We start from the raw sequence: 15790 nt of genomic DNA, 5'->3' as shown, positions 1-15790 counted from the left end.
GCGGCCGGGGCGTGACGCGCTCGCGGTGGCGCGTCCGCACCCGTGCGGCCACCGGGCCGTCCCGTCAGATCCCGGTGCCCTCCCGCTGATCGATGTGCCCGATGAGTTCCCGTGCCAGGGACTTGATCGTGTCCAGTCCTGCCCTGCCCCAGGAACGGGGCACCGTATCGACCGCGCAGACGGCTCCCAGTGCCACGCCCGTGCGGTCGATCAGTGGTGCGCCGAGGTAGGAACGGATGCCTATGTCGTCCACCACCGGATTGCCGGCGAACCGCGGGTAGTCGCAGACGTCCTCCAGGACGAGCGCCTTGCGCCGTACGACGACGTGCGGGCAGTAGCCGCGGTCCAGGGCGACGTACCGGCCGGCCCTGCTGCTGCCCGCCGCGGCGGCGCCCAGGTCGGTTCCCTTGTGCGTGCCGGTCGGGGTGTGCAGTCCGGCGAAGAACTGCCGGTTCCCGTCGATGAAGTTGACCATCGAGAAGGGCACTTCGGTGACCTCGGCCACCCGGTCGGCGAACGCGTCGAAGTTGTCGAACGAGGCGTCGGCGCGTTCCCCGAGATCCAGTGTCCGCAGCCGCCGGGTACGGACGGCCGCGTCCGGGTCGACGGGTGTGAGCAGCAGCCGGCCGGCGGCGTGCCGGGTCACGGGCGGGCTCCGAATCCGGTCAGCGGGGCCGGGGCGGAGGTGGCGTTGATCAGGTGTTGGACCAGGGTGACCAGAGTGCCCGTGCCGGAACTGGCGATCCGCGCGTCGCACAGCACGACCGGCACGTCCGGTCCCAGATCGAGTGCGGCTCGTACCTCCTCGGGGCCGTAGCGGTGGGCTCCGTCGAACTCGTTCACGGCCACGACGAATCCGATGCCGCGGCGTTCGAAGAAGTCGACGGCCGCGAAGCACTCGGCGAGCCGTCGGGTGTCCGCGAGCACGACGGCCCCCAGCGCTCCCTGCGAGAGCTCGTCCCACATGAACCAGAAACGCTCCTGGCCGGGTGTGCCGAACAGGTAGAGCACATGCTGCTCGTCGAGGGTGATCCGGCCGAAATCCATGGCGACGGTGGTGGACGTCTTGGATTCGATGCCGTCGAGATTGTCGGTCGCGGCGCTGACCTGGGTCAGCAGTTCCTCCGTGCTCAGCGGTGCGATCTCGCTGACCGCGCCGACGAACGTCGTCTTGCCGACACCGAACCCTCCTGCCACCAGCACCTTGAGCGCGACAGGAAAACCCTCGGCCCCGCCGGACCCCGCGACCGCACCCGGACCGGGTCCGGACCCGTGCGCGCCGACCGCCTCGTGGGAGCCGGGATCGAGGGCCGCGGCGGGCGTGCCGGACCCACCGGAACCGTAGGACGCGTCGGCGTCGTAGGCCCAGCCGAACCCCTGGGGCTGGACGATGTCTCCGAACCCTTCCTGGTCTCCCCTGCTCCCGAAGCCCTCGTACGTTCCGTGGACTTCCTGAATTCCGTGGCTTCCGAAGTGTCCTTGGTCTTCGGGGCCTGCGCTGTTCTCGTACGCGGCGAAGCTGCCGAAGCCGTCAGAGCTGTCGTCGTAAGCCATCGAGCACTGCCTCCAGCAGGGATCGGTCGGTGGGCATGTCATGGAAGGCCGGCGGGTGCGCGGTGACCGCCCCGCAGTCCACCAGGTCGGAGACGAGCACCTTGGTGACGACGGCGGGCAGTCGCAGGTGCGCGGCGATCTCGGCCACCGAGGTGGGCCCGCCGCACAGCCCCAGGGCGACGGAGTGTTCGGGACCGAGGGCGGCCTGCGGTTCGGCCCCCGTGGCCATCACCAGGGAGAGCAGATCGAGCACGGTCGTCGGGCGGGTGCGGCCGTTGCTCACGGTGTACGGGCGGATGAGCCTGCCGGCCGCGTCGTCGAGCAACGGCCCGTCCTGCGGAAGCGACACCCTCACAGCCCCGTGGTGCCCGGCGCCCCCGCCGACTGTCTGACCGGGGTCGCCAGATACGGACGGACGCTCTTGACCAGCATGGTCATCTCGTATCCCAGCACGGCGGCGTCCGCCTCGCGTCCGGCGAGAACCGCGAGGCAGGTGCCCGATCCGGCGGTGGAGACGAACAGCAGTGTCGAGTCCAGCTCGACCACCACCTGACGCACGTCGCCGTTGTCGCCGAAGCGCGCGCCGGCACTGCGACCGAGCGAGTACAGACCGGCGGCCAGCGCGGCCATGTGGTCGGCGCTGTCGGCGTCCATGCCGTGAAGGGACTTCACCAGTCCGTCGGCGGAGAGGAGGACTGCGCTGCGTGTGTACGGAACGCGCTGGACCAGTCCGCTCAGCAGCCAGTCGAGGTCGGAGACCTGACCGGACGGCATATCGGTCGTCATGGGGCATCTACTCCTTGGGGATGTTCGCTTCGAGGGGGTCGGCGGCCGGGGCGGAGGACGCGCCCGGCTCCGGAGCCGGGCGGTGCGGGGTGGGGGGCGCTGTCCGGCCCCGGACCGGCAGCGGGGCGGGTGAGGTCCGGGCCTGCCAGGCCGCTGTGCCCGTCCGGTCGTGGCCCTGGTCCGTGTCGCCGTCGGCCTCGGACTCGCTGCGTGCCTCGGCGAGATCGATGCCGCGCCGGAAGGCTGCCATGAGGCCGGGGTCGTGCAGGGCGTACTCGTCCTCGGTGCGCGTGGCCGGCGCTTCCCTGAGCTGCGGGACGAGGTTCTCCTGATGGGCGCGCCGGGGCAACTGGGGCCGGTCCGCGGTGCCGTGCCCGGCTCCGGAGTCCCGGCCGTCGTCCGCGTGACGGGGCCCCGGGCGGGTTTCGCCCTGGGCCGCGCGGTCGGGGTGCGCGGCGCGCAGCGGAAGCGGAGGAGCTTCGTCCTGGGGCGCCGGATGCTGGGGCGACCGGTGGGTGCGCAGTGGCTGGCTGGGAACGTACGGCTGCCGGCCGGTGCCCGGCCGTGCGTCGGCGGGGCCGACGGCGAGACCGGCGACGGGGTTCGGGCTCGTCCCCGGTGGGGGCCGGTGGTGGGCGCCGGTGTCGTGTCCGGCCAGGGGGCGGTGCGCGTGCCCCGGTGGCGACACCGGAGTCGCGTCGCCGCCGGCCGGCGTGTCCTCGTCCGCGCCCAACAGGGTCTGCGGGAGGACGAGTACGGCCTGTGTGCCTCCGTAGATGTTGCTCTGCAGCCGGACCGCGATGCCGTGCCGACGGGCCAGCGACGCCACGACGAACAAACCGATCCGGCCGTCCTGGAGGAGACGCGCCACATTGACCTGGTCGGGATCGGCGAGCAGGGCGTTCATCCGCTGCTGCTCGTTGCCCGGCATGCCGAGCCCCCGGTCCTCGACCTCCAGGGCCAGACCGGCGGTGACCTGCTGGGCGCGCAGCAGCACCTGGGTGTGCGGGGCGGAGAAGACTGTGGCGTTCTCCACCAGTTCTGCCAGCAGGTGGATCACGTCGGCCACGGCGTGTCCGCGCAGGGTGCCGTCGATCGGTGGGACGAGCTTGACCCTGGGGTACTGCTCGACCTCGGCGATCGCCGAGCGCAGGACCTCGGTCATGGTGACCGGATTGCTCCACTGCCGCCTGGAGACGGCTCCGCCCAGCACCGCGAGGTTCTCCGCGTGCCTGCGGATGCGGGTGGCGAGGTGGTCGACGTGGAAGAGGCCCTTGAGCAGGTCGGGATCCTCGACCTCGTGCTCCAGCTCGTCGAGCAGTTGGATCTCCCGGTGCACGAGCGACTGGAGCCTGCGGGCGAGGTTGACGAAGACCTCGACCTTCTGTTCCTCGCCGGTGTGGTCCGCGAGCCGCGACGTCTCCACGACGGCGGCGACGGCGACCTGTTGGTGGCGGCCGATCTCCTGCGCGAGCAGTTCGAACGGGTCGCTGCCGGGGGTGGTCGGAAGTGCGGACCTCCGCGCAGGCACGGGCTCGCCCTTGCGCAGGTGCTCGACCGCCTGCCGAAGTTCGGCCTGGCCCTGGGCGCTGGTGCGGCGCAGCGCAAGACAGCGGCCGAAGACGGCGGTGGCGACCCGGTTGGCGGCGAGGTAGGCGGCCAGTACGGCGGTGAGTGACAGGGCTCCGGCACCGCCCAGCACGATCCACAGTTCCGTGGACGGCCGGGTTCCGGTGGAACGGACCGTGGAGATCACCGCCGCGGCACCGCACAGCACGGCGGCGACGGCCGGCAGCAGCGCGGCGCGCAACAACTGGGGCCGTATGCGCGCCTCGGTGGGTGGCTGGGCTACGCGTGGCCTCGCCGGGCCCGCGTGCGACCGGTTTCCCGGTCGGCCGTGCCGTCCGCCCTCTCGGCGTTCCGGTCGCGCGTCGGGGGCGCGAAGTTGAGACATCAGTGTCCTCGGTACGTGGGGCACCAGGAATCGGCGTCCATGTGGTGGCACCTACGGTGGTCGGTAAGAGGCGGTTCATCACCGGGAGGGCTCGACAACAGGAGCCCACCGTTGATCACCGAGCACACACGGTAGTCGTCAATCACGTATGCGCGACGGGCAGTTGTCGAACTTGCCCGCCAACCGTCCCACTCTGGTATGAGGCATCGCACGCGAGGCCGATTACTGTTCGCGGGCCGCCCGGCCCGTGATCACCCGAACGGGCTAGGACGTGTCTGACAATTCCGCGTGGATCAGCGGGCGTCGTCCTGTGCGGTGCGTCGCAAGGCGCCGGGAAGTCCTTGTAGCGGAGCTACCAGGGCTTTTCGGCAACGCGGCGAGGTCCCGTGCGGGGCGGCGCCCGCCCGCGTGGAATGGTCAGACACGGCCTAGGAGCGCGAACCCTTGCCCCCCGGTGGCCGGTACGCCGCGATCCGGCGGACCGGCCACCGGGGGGCAGGGGCGGGATCGCCCATCGCTCCGTGTGCCGGGAACGCCCGGCAGGCGATCGCCCCGGCCGGTACCGGAGCGCTGCCACCGGTCCGGGGAGCGGGGGCCGGACCGAGCGGAATCGTGGTCCGGCCCCTTGGGGTCCGGGTCATGCCGTACGCGCTTCACGCGCTGCGCGGCGTCATGCCATCGAACGGCGTCCGTCCTTCCGGGACGGGGTCGTACGACTCCGGGTCACCGCTCCCGCGCGAGATCGAGATCGTCCCGGGGCGTGGCACCGGACACGGGTGTCGTCACCTCCGGGCGCCGCCAGGGGTGGGCGATCGGCCGGGCCACGGGGCGCCACCAGGGATCGGTGGGAAGGCTGCCCGCGGGCTCGAAGGGTTCGCCGGGCCGGGGAACCGCCACCGGCTGACCCGCGTCCGCGGCGGCGTCCATCATCCACTCGCCCGGCTCCGCCCACGCGTGGAAGGCGAGGTTGAAGGTGCCCCAGTGGATCGGGAGCAGGACGCCGTGGGGCTTTCGTCCCTGCAGGTCGAGGTGTGCCTCGACACCCTCGGCCGGTGTCATGTGAATGTCCGGCCACGCCCCCGGGAGCGGTGTGGGGTCCGTGTGGTCCCTGGTCCAGTGCTGGGAGTACGCACCAATCTGGATCATGGTCGCGTCGAAGGGGCCGTGCGCCGCGCCGATGTCCGCGAAGCCCGGGAAGTAGCCGGTGTCACCGCTGTGGTAGATCCTGTGCTCGGGCCCCGCGACGGCCCAGGACGCCCAGAGCGTGTGCTGCTGGTTGCGCAGACCCCGACCGCAGAAATGCCGGGCCGGGGTCGCGGTCAGCCGGATCCCGGCGATCTCTGTGGTCTCGTTCCAGTCGAGCTCGCGCATCCGGTCGACGGACACGCCCCACCGCTCCAGGTGGGCGCCGACACCGAGCGGGACGGCGAACACCGTGCCCGTGCCCGCCAGCGCACGGACCGTCGGCAGGTCGAGGTGGTCGTAGTGGTCGTGGGAGATCACCACCGCGTCGACGGGGCCGAGCGCGGCCAGCGGCAGCGGCACGGGATGCAGCCGCTTGGGCCCGGCGAAGGCGAAGGGTGAACAGCGCTCGCCCCACACCGGATCGAAGAGCACCCGTCGGCCGTCGATCTCGGCGAGCACACTGGAATGGCCCATCCAGGTGAGCCGCAGTCCGGACGCGGGCGGCTCGGCGAGGTCGGCGTACGTGGTGGCGTGTACCGGCACGGTGCCGGTCGGCGCCCTCAGCGCACGCTCCTCCTTTCGGAAGTAGGTCTTCGCGAACTCGACAGTGGATCCGGACGGCCTGGTCCGCGCCCCCACGGGGTTCTGGAAGACGCCGTCGGAGAAGTGGGGCGAGCGGCGGATGCGCTCCATACGCGCACCGGCCGGATCGGCGCCGAACGCGGCGGGGCGCAGCGATCGCAGCCGGGTGCGGAACGGAGGCAAGGGGTCTGCGCCGGTCACAGCATCTCCTGAGGGAGTCGGTGTCGTCTCATTATGGGCAGGGGGTTCGACGGCGCGAGAGCGGAGCGGCCGAGTGGCTGAAGCCCGGGCCGTGCCCCGTCAGCCACGCGGCTGGCCGTACACGTGCTCGATGTGCAGCCGGAGCACGACACGTCGGTCCCGGACCATCGCGGCGCGGTATTCGCTCCAGTCGGGGTGCTCGCCCCGGACGTCGCGGTAGAGCGCGATCAGCTCCTCCACCGTCGCATCGTGCGGGTCGGCCGCGACCGGGGACAGATCGGCGGTGCCGTCCACCACCGTCCACGCCCAGCGGTCCGCGCTGGTGACGTGGTAGCTGGCCCGCGGGTCCCGGCGCAGGTTCTTCGTCTTCGCCCGGTCCTCGGTGACCGAGACACGGACGATCCGCTCGTCGGGGTAGTAGAAGTGGTTGACGTTGGAGAGCTGCGGCCCGCCGTCCCGCCTGAGCGTCACGAGTACGCCGCCGTTCTCCTCACCGAGCAAGCGGAGCAGCGCGTCGTGGGGTGCGTCGTTTTCCGTCATGCCCCGTCCAACGTCCGTGTCCCCGCCGGGATTCCGCATCCGCCCGCCCCGCCGTGTCACATCCGAGCGGTCTCCTTCCGTCACATCCCTGGACGCAGCCGTCCGACGACATCCCACGACACCGCCGCACGGCATCCGAGCCGTGCCGAAGGAGACCGGTCATGACCGCACGCATCTCGCTCGATCCGCCTCGTTCCCTCCTCTTCCGTGCGGTGTCGTGGTACTCGAACCGCACGTTCGGCAAGGTCATCGACCCGCTGCGGGCCACCGCCCACCACACCGGGGTGTTGTGGGCCGGGGCCCGGTTCGAACTCGCGGTGGGCCGCTGGAAGAAGCTGGATCCGCAGCTCAAGGCACTTGCCGTGATGGGTGCGGCGGCCACGGTCGGCTGCAGTTGGTGCATCGACTTCGGCTACTGGGAGAACCACCGCCATGGCATGGCCCCGCACAAACTGCGTGATGTGCCGGTGTGGCAGGAGAGTGACGTCTACACACCTCTGGAGCGTGACGTGCTGGCGTACGCGGAAGCGATGACCCTCACACCGCCCCAGGTCGGGGACGAACTCGTGGAGCGCCTGCGCACCTCGCTCGGCGAGGCGGCTCTCGTCGAGCTCACCACCGTGGTGTCGGTGGAGAACATGCGCTCCCGCACCAATTCCGCCCTCGGCCTCACGAGCCAGGGATTCAGGGACAGGTGCGAGGTGGGACGCCCCCCGGCCGAAAGCCGGCACGATCCGGCGGCCGACCACTGATGCGGCGGAAATCGCGTCGGGAGCGGCGGCGGAGCGGTTCGGCCGGCTCCCGGGCGGGCCCGGAGCACCGTACCGGCGGCGCCGGGTGCCCGTGACGTCGCTCGACGGGCGGGCGTCGTCGCGGGCCCGTCGGCCGAGCCGGACGCGGTCGGCCGCGCCGACGGCCCGTCCGTGCTCCGTGCCCGGCCGTCGCACCGGTGCGGCGGCCGGGTGCCGTCGTCCGGCCGGCCCGTCGCACCCCGGTGTCCACCGGGCCGGGCACGTCAGGTCTGACGCACCGGCGCGTACGCGTCCCCGTCGAGTCCGAAGGTCCACGCCACACCCGCCTTCGCCGTCCGCGTGCCCGGCGGCACCCTGAGCCAGTACGTGCGGTGGGTTCCGTCCGGCTCGGGGGTGGAATTGACCACCTCGACCATCACCACGTCCTCGTCGCCGACGAGCCCGATCCGCCAGAGTATCCCCGTCTCGTCCCGGTGGACCGGCTCGGCGCCCGACTCGGAGAGGTAACGGTCGTAGCCGTAGAACTCCAGCATCACGCGCCGGAGTTCCGCGTTCTCCTCCTCGCGTATGCGCTGCGGGGTCAAGGTGTTCAGCTCCGCGAGGAACTCGGCGGGCACGGGCATGCCCCGCCAGGCGTGGAGTGAGAAACCGTCACGGTAGGCCAGCGCCGGGCCGTCCCCGCGGTCGAGTCGCCCCGCCTCGTCCCGGTGAAGCTCCTCCGGGCGCTCGCTGATCACCACCACGCGCTCGTAGGGCCACCACCAGCCCGCGTTCCTGGCCACCTCGGCCAGGCCGTCCAGCCGGTCGCCCCGGCCGTCGAACGCGGCGAGCCACGCGGCGTCGTGCTGGCCCAGTACCGCGTCCAGCATGATGAGCCGGACGCCCGACTCGTCCTCGGGGCGCTTGGCGAGGTCCGCGACCACACCGGACCTGATGCGCTCGGCGAGCGCCGCCGTGGTCTCCCAGAGCTGGGCCCCCGTGGCCGACCACAGGGCGGCCCAGCCTGCCGGGCCCAGTTCGTCGTACATCCGCCGCCGTTCCTGTGCCCAGGGCCGGGTCCGTACCTCGTCCCGCACCGAACGGCCGGCGTCGACGAGCTTCTCGACGACCTCCACCGCGGCCCTCGGCGAGTCGACCCAGACGATCCGCTCCGGCTCCGCGAGCCCCGCGCGCCGGTAGGCGAGCCGCAACCCGTCCTCCGCCGCACCCCGGTCCGCGGCACCGGTCGCCGCCGCCACCCGCCGCCATGAGTCCACGTACTGCATCGGTCTTCCCCATCCCCTGATTCGTTGTCCGGTCTTCTTGCGCTCCCGCGCCGCGCGCGGGTGCCGCGCGGCACTCGCACACGGCCGCGTCGTCATCCGCGGTGGCCGCGCCGTGCGGCTCCCGCGCCGCGGGGCTCGCCCGTCCCGGGTGTTCCTGATCCTTCGCGGCTCCGGAGCCCCCGTCCGTCCGCCGCGGTCGGCTCCTGAACCCGTCCGAGTCGTCACATGGCCGTCGTCAGTCGGCGACGATGCGAACCGCTCCGGGCGCGTACTCCCGCTGTCGCACCACGCGGTACCAGCCCTTCGTCAGCGGTATCGCCGCGTGTTCCTCGTGCACCACGCGCCCGCCCTCGGGAAGGTGCAGCAGCATCGGCCCGAAGGGGCCCGCCTCGCGCATCAGCCGGCCCGGCCCCTGGACCGCGTGGGCGTGGCCGGTGACCTCTCCCAGGGCGAGGACCATGCGCCCCCGGCCGTCCCGGGGCTCCCCCGGCGCCTCCACGAGATGCGCGGGCACCGCCGACTCCTCCAACGGCATGATCAGTACATCGCCCTGTCGGTACACAGACCTCTCCCCTCGACGGGCCGCACTCGCTGTGACGACCACGAGAAAGACGCTACGGGGAGGGTCTGACAATCGACCGGTGAGCCGTCGTGGTCCTCGACGGACGGGCGCCGTACGGTCCCCGGTCGCGCCGTTGTCAGTGCGGCTTGATAAACCTTGCGGACATCAGCCGTTCCCCAGTACCAGGAGCACAGGGCCATGTCCGGTGTGGACCATCTGCACGAGTTGCTCGGCCTGCCCGCCGTCGACTTCAAGCACACGACGCGTGAAAAGCCCGCCCAGGCCGCCGATGCGGCGGCCTGGCGCATCTCGGTCGATCCGTACGACGACGAGTCCGAGATGACCTGGGAGGAGGCGTTCCACGCCTTTCTCGAAACGGTCGACCCCGCCGGGGTCCGCGCGCTGATCATCGGCCAGTGGGGCGAGTCGTACGAGGAGACCTCGGCCTATCCGATCGGGCTGGTGACCGCCGCCGCGGACCGGCTGACCTCGCTCCGGGCCGTCTTCGTCGGCGACATGACCATGGAGGAGAACGAGATCTCCTGGATCGAGCAGTCCGATGTCACGGCGCTGCTCGACACGTTCCCCGATCTGCTGGAGCTGGGCGTGCGCGGCGGCTCGGAGCTGGTGTTCCCGGCCTGCGAGCACGCACGGCTGCGGGCGCTGACCATCGAGACCGGCGGTCTGCCGGTCGGTGCGCTGCGCGGCGTTCTGGACAGCGAACTGCCCGCGCTGGAGCGGCTCGATCTCTGGCTCGGCGTCTCCACGTACGGTGGCGACGCCGATGTGGCGGACCTGGCCCCGCTGCTCGCCGGCACCCGCTTCCCCCGGCTCACGCACCTCGGCCTGCGCAACAGCGAGGTGCAGAACGAGATCGCGACGGCCGTCGCGTCCGCCCCCGTCGTGGCCCGGCTGCGGGTTCTCGACCTGTCGAACGGCACGCTGGGCGACGAGGGCGCGGCGGCGCTGCTGGACGGCCAGCCGCTGACCCATCTCGAACGGCTGGACCTGCACCACCACTTCATGACCGAGCCCATGGAACGCCGGATCGCCCAGGCCCTGGAACCCCACGGCGTGCGGGTCGACGTGTCGGAGCGCGAGAAGCCGTGGAACGACGGCGGCGCCGAGGGCCGCTACACCGCGGTCTCGGAGTGAGACGCGATGACCGACATCGACCACCCCGAGACGTTTCACGGCCTCCCGGTCCTGACCCTGCCGGATCCCGGTGATCAGGACACCGCCCCGCTCCCCGCCGCGGACACCGTCGCGTGGCGGCTGGAGAGCGCCTGGCGGGGCGATCTGACCTTCGCCGCGCTGTGGAAGCACTTTCTCGACGCCGTCGACACCACGCGAGTCAGGGCCCTGCTGATCGGACCGTGGTGGCAGGAGGACTACCAGTCGTTCGCGCAGGTCGTCGATCTGTTGGCCGGTGAGGCGGACCGCTTCCCGGAGCTGCGGGCGCTCTTCCTCGGTGATGTCGTCGGCGAGGAGTGTGAACTGTCCTGGCTGGAGATGGCCGACATCACCCCGGTCATCGAGGCGTTCGACGGCTTGGAGGAGCTGACCGTACGCGGCTGCGGCGACGACTACGACGGCCGGTCGAGGCTCGGCCTGCGCCCGGTGCGGCACGGCTCGCTGCGCGTGCTGCGATTCGAATCGGGCGGTCTGCCGTCCGACGTCGTGCGGGCCGTCGGCGCGTCCGGACTCCCCGCGCTGGAGCACCTGGAGCTCTGGCTCGGCACCTCCGAGTACGGCGGGGACACCGCCGTCGAGGACCTCGCTCCCCTGCTGTCCGGTGCGGCGTTCCCCGCCCTGCGCCATCTGGGGTTGCAGAACAGCGAGATCCAGGACGAGATCGCCGCCGCCGTGGCCTCCGCCCCGGTCGTCGCGCGGTTGGAATCGCTCTCGCTCGCGATGGGGACCCTGGGCGACGAAGGGGCCGAGGCGCTGCTCTCGGGCCAGCCGCTCACCCATCTCGCCTCGCTGGACCTGCATCACCACTATGTGGGCGAGGCGTTGGTGGAGCGTCTGCGGAATCTCCTGGGCGACCGGGTGAACTGCGACATCGACGAGGTCGAGTACGCGGACCCCGACGACTTCCGCTATGTCGCCGTCAGCGAATAGTCCGGGGCCGGACGGCCCGGCGACGCGCTTCGCCGTCGTGGGAGTGCCCGGTAATCGCCGGGTCGCGCTCTTCCGGGACGCCGTGCGCGCCGCCGGGCTGCCACCCGTGCGGGTCGTTCCCTGGCTCGACGTCCTGCGCGGCGAGGCGGTGTTCCGGCCGGGGGAGACCGTCCGCGTCGACTCTCCGGGCGAGGACGCCGAGGTGGAGCGGCGACTGCGGGCGGTCGAGGACCCGACCAGGGTGGAGGGCACGGCCCTGTGGTACGCCCGGTTCACCGCGGCCGCGCGATCGGTCGCGCGCATGGCGGGCGAGGCCGGTGCCGTGCTGCTCGACGACCCCGGCGACATCGCCGTGCTCTTCGACAAGCGGCTCTGCCACGCCGTTCTGGACCGTGCCGGAGTTCCGGTTCCTCCGTCGCCGACCTCGGGACCGGCGGCTCCCGCGGTGCGCGACTGGGCCGACGTACGCGAGCGGATGGAGGCCCATCGCATGCGCAGGGCCTTCGTGAAGCTCGCACACGGCTCGTCCGCCTCCGGGGTGCTGGCCGTCGAGACGGGCGGTCCCGGCCGGGTGCGGGCCACCACCTCGGTGGAACGTGACGCGGACGGCCGGCTCTTCAATTCGTTGCGGGTGCGGCGTTGCTCCACGGAACGGGAGATCTCGGAGATCGTCGACGCTCTCGCACCGGACGGCCTGCACATGGAACGCTGGCTTCCCAAGGCGACCCGGCACGGCCGGGCGGCCGATCTGCGGGTCGTGGTGGTGGCGGGCCGGGCCACTCACGCCGTCGTGCGCACCAGCCGCTCCCCCATGACCAATCTCCACCTCGGCGGCGCGCGCGGAAGCCTCGACGACTTCCGCGCGGCCGTCCGGGCCGCGGGTGGCGACTGGGCCGAGGCCCTGACCGTGTGCGAACGCGCCGCGGCGTGTTTCCCGGACACGCTGTGCGTGGGCGTCGATCTGCTGCCCTCCTCCGACCTGCGGCGCTTCGCCGTCTGCGAGGTCAACGCCTTCGGCGACCTGCTGCCACGGCTGACCGGCCTTCCCGGCAGCGGCGCCGAGGGGCTGGACACCTATGCGGCGCAGGTCGCCGCCGTACTGAACAGAGCAAGGAACCTCCGTGCAACCGCCACTCACTGACACCGCGCACCCCGCCGAGACCGCCGGGACACCGGCCTCGAACGAGAACCCCGGCACGTGCGGGAACCCCGACATGAGCGAGGTCGTGGGCAGCCACGACCTGCTGTTCGTCACCCTGGACACGTTGCGCCACGACGTGGCGACGGAGCTCGCGGCAGCGGGGCGCATCCCTCATCTCGCACGTCATCTGCCGGGCGGTGTCTGGGAGGAGCGGCATGCGCCCGGCAGTTTCACCTACGCCTCCCATCAGGCGATGTTCGCCGGGTTCCTGCCGACACCGGCGGGTCCGGGGCCGCACCCCCGGCTGTTCGCGGCCCGGTTCGCGGGCAGCGAGTCGACCGCGTCGGGCACCTTCGTCTTCGACACGCCCGATCTGCCGTCCGGGCTCGCCGCGGCCGGATACCACACGGTGTGCATCGGCGGCGTCGGGTTCTTCAACAAACAGGGGCCGTTGGGATCGGTCCTGCCGGGCCTGTTCCGGGAGAGCCACTGGGAGCCGGAGTTCGGTGTCGCCTCGCCGACGTCCTTCGAGGCACAGGTGGCCCGTGCCGAGCGGGTCGTCGCCGGTCTTCCCGCGCACCGGCGGCTGTTCCTGTTCGTGAACGTGTCCGCGCTGCATCAGCCCAACTGGTTCCATCTGCCGGGGGCGACGCGGGACGCGGGCGATTCCCGTGCCAGCCACGCCGCCGCCCTGGAGTATGTCGACGCCCACATCGGCCGCCTCTTCGCCGCCGCGAGCAGCCGCCGCCGCTGCTTCGCCATCGTCTGCTCCGACCACGGCACCGCGTACGGGGACGACGGCTACACCGGGCACCGGATCGGCCACGAGTCCGTGTGGACGGTCCCGTACGCGCACTTCTTCCTGGAACCGGGGGCCACCGCGTCATGATCCGCACCACGACCGCCGCGCGGACCGTCCGCCCGTACCGGAGCTATGTCTACGCCTATCCGCACAAGACCGCCTACCGGCCGCTCGCGGAGCGGCCCGAGCTGCGCGAGCTGTGGGCAGCCGAGCGCAAGGACGCGCTCTCGCTCTACCTCCACATACCGTTCTGCGAGGTCCGCTGCGGCTTCTGCAACCTCTTCACCCGGATCGGCGCCCCCGACGAGCTGACGACCCGGTACCTCGACGCGCTGGACCGGCAGGCCGTCGCCGTCCGTGACGCGCTGGGCGATGCCGACCCGGTGCGTTTCGCCGCGGCGGCGTTCGGCGGGGGCACGCCCACATATCTGACCGCCGCGGAGTTGGAGCGGCTCTGCGACATCGCGGAGAAGCGGATGGGCGCCGACCTGCGGGCCGTTCCGCTGTCGGTCGAGACCTCGCCCTCGACCGCGACCGCCGACCGGCTGGCCGTGCTCGCCGACCGGGGAACGACAAGGATCAGCATCGGCGTGCAGAGCTTCGTCGAGTCCGAGGCCCGGGCCGCCGTGAGACCGCAGCGGCGCGCCGATGTGGAGTCGGCGCTGGACCGGATACGCGATGCCGGGATCCCTATCCTCAACATCGACCTGATCTACGGCATCGACGGCCAGACCGAGGAGAGTTGGCGCACGTCGCTGGACGCGGCGCTGCACTGGCGGCCGGAGGAGCTGTACCTCTACCCGCTGTACGTCCGCCCGTTGACCGGGCTCGGGCGGCTGGGCGCGGACGGCGAGGCGGCGGCGGACGCCGCGTGGGACGAGCAGCGGCTGCGGCTGTACCGCGCCGGCCGGGACCACCTCCTCGCCCACGGCTACGAGCAGGTGTCGATGCGGATGTTCCGTCGCGTCGACGCACCGCGGACGGAGGGCCCCGACGACTACGCGTGCCAGACCGACGGCATGATCGGTCTGGGGTGCGGCGCCCGTTCGTACACCACGAGGCTGCACTACTCCTTCGACTACGCGGTGGAGATGCGCGAGGTGCGGGCGATCATCGACGGCTACACCGCCACGGACGACTTCTCGCGCGCCGAGGTCGGACGGTTCGTCGACGGCGACGAGGCCCGGCGGCGCCACCTGCTGCAGTCGGTCCTCCAGGCCGAGGGGCTGTCCCTGGCCGATTACCGACAGCGATTCGGCAGCGCCCCCGCCGACGACTTCCCCATCGAGCTGGCCCGGTTCGAGGAGCGCGGCTGGCTCGACACCGCGGCCGGGGCGTCCGGCCTGCTGCGGCTCTCCCCGGAGGGTCTCGCCCATTCCGACGCGCTGGGCCCCGAACTCTTCTCCCCCCGCGTGCGGGCCGCGATGGCCGCGTACGAACTGAAGTGAGCACGCTATGGACCTGACCATCCTCTACCGGGGCCCGCTCGCGTCCTGCGACTACGACTGTCCGTACTGCCCGTTCGCCAAGCGACGCGACAGCCGGGAGCAGTTGCGTGCCGACCGGGCGGCGCTGGAGCGGTTCACCGCGTGGGCGGCGGAGCAGACCGGCGACCGGCTCTCGGTGCTGTTCACCCCGTGGGGCGAGGGGCTGGTCCGGTCCTGGTACCGCCGTGCGCTGGTGGAGCTCGCGCGACTGCCGCACATCGGCCGGGTCGCGATCCAGACCAATCTCAGCAGCCGTACCGGTTGGCTGGCCGAGGCGGGTGACGCCGGGCGGGAGAAGATCGCGCTCTGGTGCACGTACCACCCGGGGCAGACGCCGTACGAACGGTTCCTGGGCAAGTGCCGGGAGTTGTCCGCCCTCGGCATCCGTCACAGTGTCGGTGTCGTCGGGCTCGACGAGCATCTCGACGAGGCACGGCGGCTGCGGGCCGCGCTTCCGGAAGAGGTCTACCTCTGGGTGAACGCCGCGGAGGGGCACACCTACACGGACCCGGAGGCGGATCGCTGGACGGCCCTCGATCCGCTCTTCCCGTACAGCCGGCATCCGCACCGCTCGGCCGGGCTGCCCTGCCGGACGGGCGAGTCGGTGATCTCGGTCGACGGCGACGGGACGGTGCGGCGCTGCCATTTCGTTCCGGCGCAGCTCGGCAACCTCTACGACGGCAGTTACCGGCGTGCGCTCGCTCCGCGCGCGTGTCCACTGGCCGTGTGCGACTGCCACATCGGCTACGTGCACCTGGAGACGCTGCCGCTGTACGACGTGTTCGCGGGCGGGGTGCTGGAGCGGATACCGGCGGCGCCCACCGGCCCGGCCTGAGCACCGACGGGCCGGACGCG

Annotated in this window: 16 protein-coding genes; 7 read left to right on the top strand and 9 right to left on the bottom strand. The window is 71.9% G+C overall.

All coding sequences use genetic code 11. The annotated features are described in order from the left end of the window. Positions 1–64: 64 nt before the first annotated feature. The 7 genes from ACF1CT_RS26205 to ACF1CT_RS26175 all read right to left on the bottom strand — a co-directional run bounded on the left by ACF1CT_RS26205 (position 65) and on the right by ACF1CT_RS26175 (position 6802). Positions 65–646: a GAF domain-containing protein gene (locus ACF1CT_RS26205; protein ID WP_391786403.1), complete on the bottom strand. Its 582-nt coding sequence runs from the start codon at positions 644–646 to the stop codon at positions 65–67. After that, positions 643–1203, bottom strand: coding sequence for an ATP/GTP-binding protein (locus ACF1CT_RS26200; protein WP_391786428.1), 561 nt, complete (start codon positions 1201–1203; stop codon positions 643–645). The genes ACF1CT_RS26205 and ACF1CT_RS26200 overlap by 4 nt, the downstream gene beginning before the upstream one ends. Positions 1204–1531: 328 nt before the next feature. Continuing rightward, on the bottom strand, positions 1532–1903 hold the full coding sequence (locus tag ACF1CT_RS26195; protein WP_391786402.1) for a DUF742 domain-containing protein: 372 nt from the start codon (positions 1901–1903) through the stop codon (positions 1532–1534). Positions 1904–1905: 2 nt separating this feature from the next. Next, the gene (locus ACF1CT_RS26190) at positions 1906–2340 is read right to left on the bottom strand and encodes a roadblock/LC7 domain-containing protein (RefSeq protein WP_391786401.1); all 435 of its coding nucleotides are present in this window, start codon (positions 2338–2340) and stop codon (positions 1906–1908) included. 7 nt (positions 2341–2347) lie between these two features. Next, positions 2348–4294, bottom strand: coding sequence for an ATP-binding protein (locus ACF1CT_RS26185; RefSeq protein ID WP_391786400.1), 1947 nt, complete (start codon positions 4292–4294; stop codon positions 2348–2350). A gap of 723 nt (positions 4295–5017) precedes the next feature. Continuing rightward, complete coding sequence (locus ACF1CT_RS26180; RefSeq protein WP_391786399.1) at positions 5018–6262, bottom strand: MBL fold metallo-hydrolase; 1245 nt, start codon at positions 6260–6262, stop codon at positions 5018–5020. Between the two features lie 99 nt (positions 6263–6361). Continuing rightward, positions 6362–6802 (bottom strand): PPOX class F420-dependent oxidoreductase, encoded by a 441-nt coding sequence (locus ACF1CT_RS26175; RefSeq protein WP_391786398.1) that lies wholly within the window; start codon positions 6800–6802, stop codon positions 6362–6364. Positions 6803–6963: 161 nt separating this feature from the next. On the opposite strand from ACF1CT_RS26175, the gene ACF1CT_RS26170 reads away from it, so the two are divergent. Then, complete coding sequence (locus ACF1CT_RS26170) at positions 6964–7554, top strand: carboxymuconolactone decarboxylase family protein (protein ID WP_391786397.1); 591 nt, start codon at positions 6964–6966, stop codon at positions 7552–7554. Positions 7555–7817: 263 nt separating this feature from the next. Here the strand turns inward: ACF1CT_RS26170 and ACF1CT_RS26165 are convergent, their stop codons facing one another. Continuing rightward, positions 7818–8819 (bottom strand): DUF6745 domain-containing protein, encoded by a 1002-nt coding sequence (locus tag ACF1CT_RS26165; RefSeq protein WP_391786396.1) that lies wholly within the window; start codon positions 8817–8819, stop codon positions 7818–7820. 235 nt (positions 8820–9054) lie between these two features. Then, positions 9055–9381, bottom strand: a complete 327-nt coding sequence (locus ACF1CT_RS26160) for a hypothetical protein (protein WP_391786395.1) — start codon at positions 9379–9381, stop codon at positions 9055–9057. A gap of 198 nt (positions 9382–9579) precedes the next feature. On the opposite strand from ACF1CT_RS26160, the gene ACF1CT_RS26155 reads away from it, so the two are divergent. The 6 genes from ACF1CT_RS26155 to ACF1CT_RS26130 all read left to right on the top strand — a co-directional run bounded on the left by ACF1CT_RS26155 (position 9580) and on the right by ACF1CT_RS26130 (position 15770). After that, positions 9580–10536 carry an STM4015 family protein gene (locus tag ACF1CT_RS26155; RefSeq protein ID WP_391786394.1) on the top strand — a complete coding sequence of 319 codons (957 nt, stop codon included), beginning with the start codon at positions 9580–9582 and terminating at the stop codon, positions 10534–10536. 6 nt (positions 10537–10542) lie between these two features. Next, positions 10543–11505 (top strand): STM4015 family protein, encoded by a 963-nt coding sequence (locus ACF1CT_RS26150; RefSeq protein WP_391786393.1) that lies wholly within the window; start codon positions 10543–10545, stop codon positions 11503–11505. Next, complete coding sequence (locus ACF1CT_RS26145; protein WP_391786392.1) at positions 11486–12646, top strand: STM4014 family protein; 1161 nt, start codon at positions 11486–11488, stop codon at positions 12644–12646. The genes ACF1CT_RS26150 and ACF1CT_RS26145 overlap by 20 nt, the downstream gene beginning before the upstream one ends. A gap of 73 nt (positions 12647–12719) precedes the next feature. Beyond that, a complete protein-coding gene (locus tag ACF1CT_RS26140; protein WP_391786427.1) occupies positions 12720–13535 on the top strand; it encodes an STM4013/SEN3800 family hydrolase in 816 nt (271 codons plus the stop codon). Further along, positions 13532–14896, top strand: coding sequence for an STM4012 family radical SAM protein (locus ACF1CT_RS26135; protein WP_391786391.1), 1365 nt, complete (start codon positions 13532–13534; stop codon positions 14894–14896). The genes ACF1CT_RS26140 and ACF1CT_RS26135 overlap by 4 nt, the downstream gene beginning before the upstream one ends. Before the next feature lie 7 nt (positions 14897–14903). Continuing rightward, positions 14904–15770, top strand: coding sequence for an STM4011 family radical SAM protein (locus ACF1CT_RS26130; protein WP_391786390.1), 867 nt, complete (start codon positions 14904–14906; stop codon positions 15768–15770). Positions 15771–15790 lie beyond the last annotated feature (20 nt).

It is taken from the genome of Streptomyces sp. NPDC014734 (assembly GCF_043083325.1).
Lineage (GTDB): Bacteria > Actinomycetota > Actinomycetes > Streptomycetales > Streptomycetaceae > Streptomyces.
Note: the sequence above shows the minus strand (reverse complement) of the source record. Positions and strands in the feature narration are given on the sequence as shown.

Excerpts from the sequence above, each read along its gene's own strand:
- ACF1CT_RS26175 (WP_391786398.1), bottom strand. The coding sequence starts at position 6,802 with ATGACGGAAAACGACGCACCCCACGACGCGCTGCTCCGCTTGCTCGGT.
- ACF1CT_RS26140 (WP_391786427.1), top strand. The coding sequence starts at position 12,720 with ATGAGCGAGGTCGTGGGCAGCCACGACCTGCTGTTCGTCACCCTGGAC.
- ACF1CT_RS26185 (WP_391786400.1), bottom strand. The coding sequence starts at position 4,294 with ATGTCTCAACTTCGCGCCCCCGACGCGCGACCGGAACGCCGAGAGGGC.
- ACF1CT_RS26190 (WP_391786401.1), bottom strand. The coding sequence starts at position 2,340 with ATGACGACCGATATGCCGTCCGGTCAGGTCTCCGACCTCGACTGGCTG.
- ACF1CT_RS26155 (WP_391786394.1), top strand. The coding sequence starts at position 9,580 with ATGTCCGGTGTGGACCATCTGCACGAGTTGCTCGGCCTGCCCGCCGTC.
- ACF1CT_RS26135 (WP_391786391.1), top strand. The coding sequence starts at position 13,532 with ATGATCCGCACCACGACCGCCGCGCGGACCGTCCGCCCGTACCGGAGC.
- ACF1CT_RS26145 (WP_391786392.1), top strand. The coding sequence starts at position 11,486 with ATGTCGCCGTCAGCGAATAGTCCGGGGCCGGACGGCCCGGCGACGCGC.
- ACF1CT_RS26150 (WP_391786393.1), top strand. The coding sequence starts at position 10,543 with ATGACCGACATCGACCACCCCGAGACGTTTCACGGCCTCCCGGTCCTG.
- ACF1CT_RS26165 (WP_391786396.1), bottom strand. The coding sequence starts at position 8,819 with ATGCAGTACGTGGACTCATGGCGGCGGGTGGCGGCGGCGACCGGTGCC.
- ACF1CT_RS26170 (WP_391786397.1), top strand. The coding sequence starts at position 6,964 with ATGACCGCACGCATCTCGCTCGATCCGCCTCGTTCCCTCCTCTTCCGT.
- ACF1CT_RS26130 (WP_391786390.1), top strand. The coding sequence starts at position 14,904 with ATGGACCTGACCATCCTCTACCGGGGCCCGCTCGCGTCCTGCGACTAC.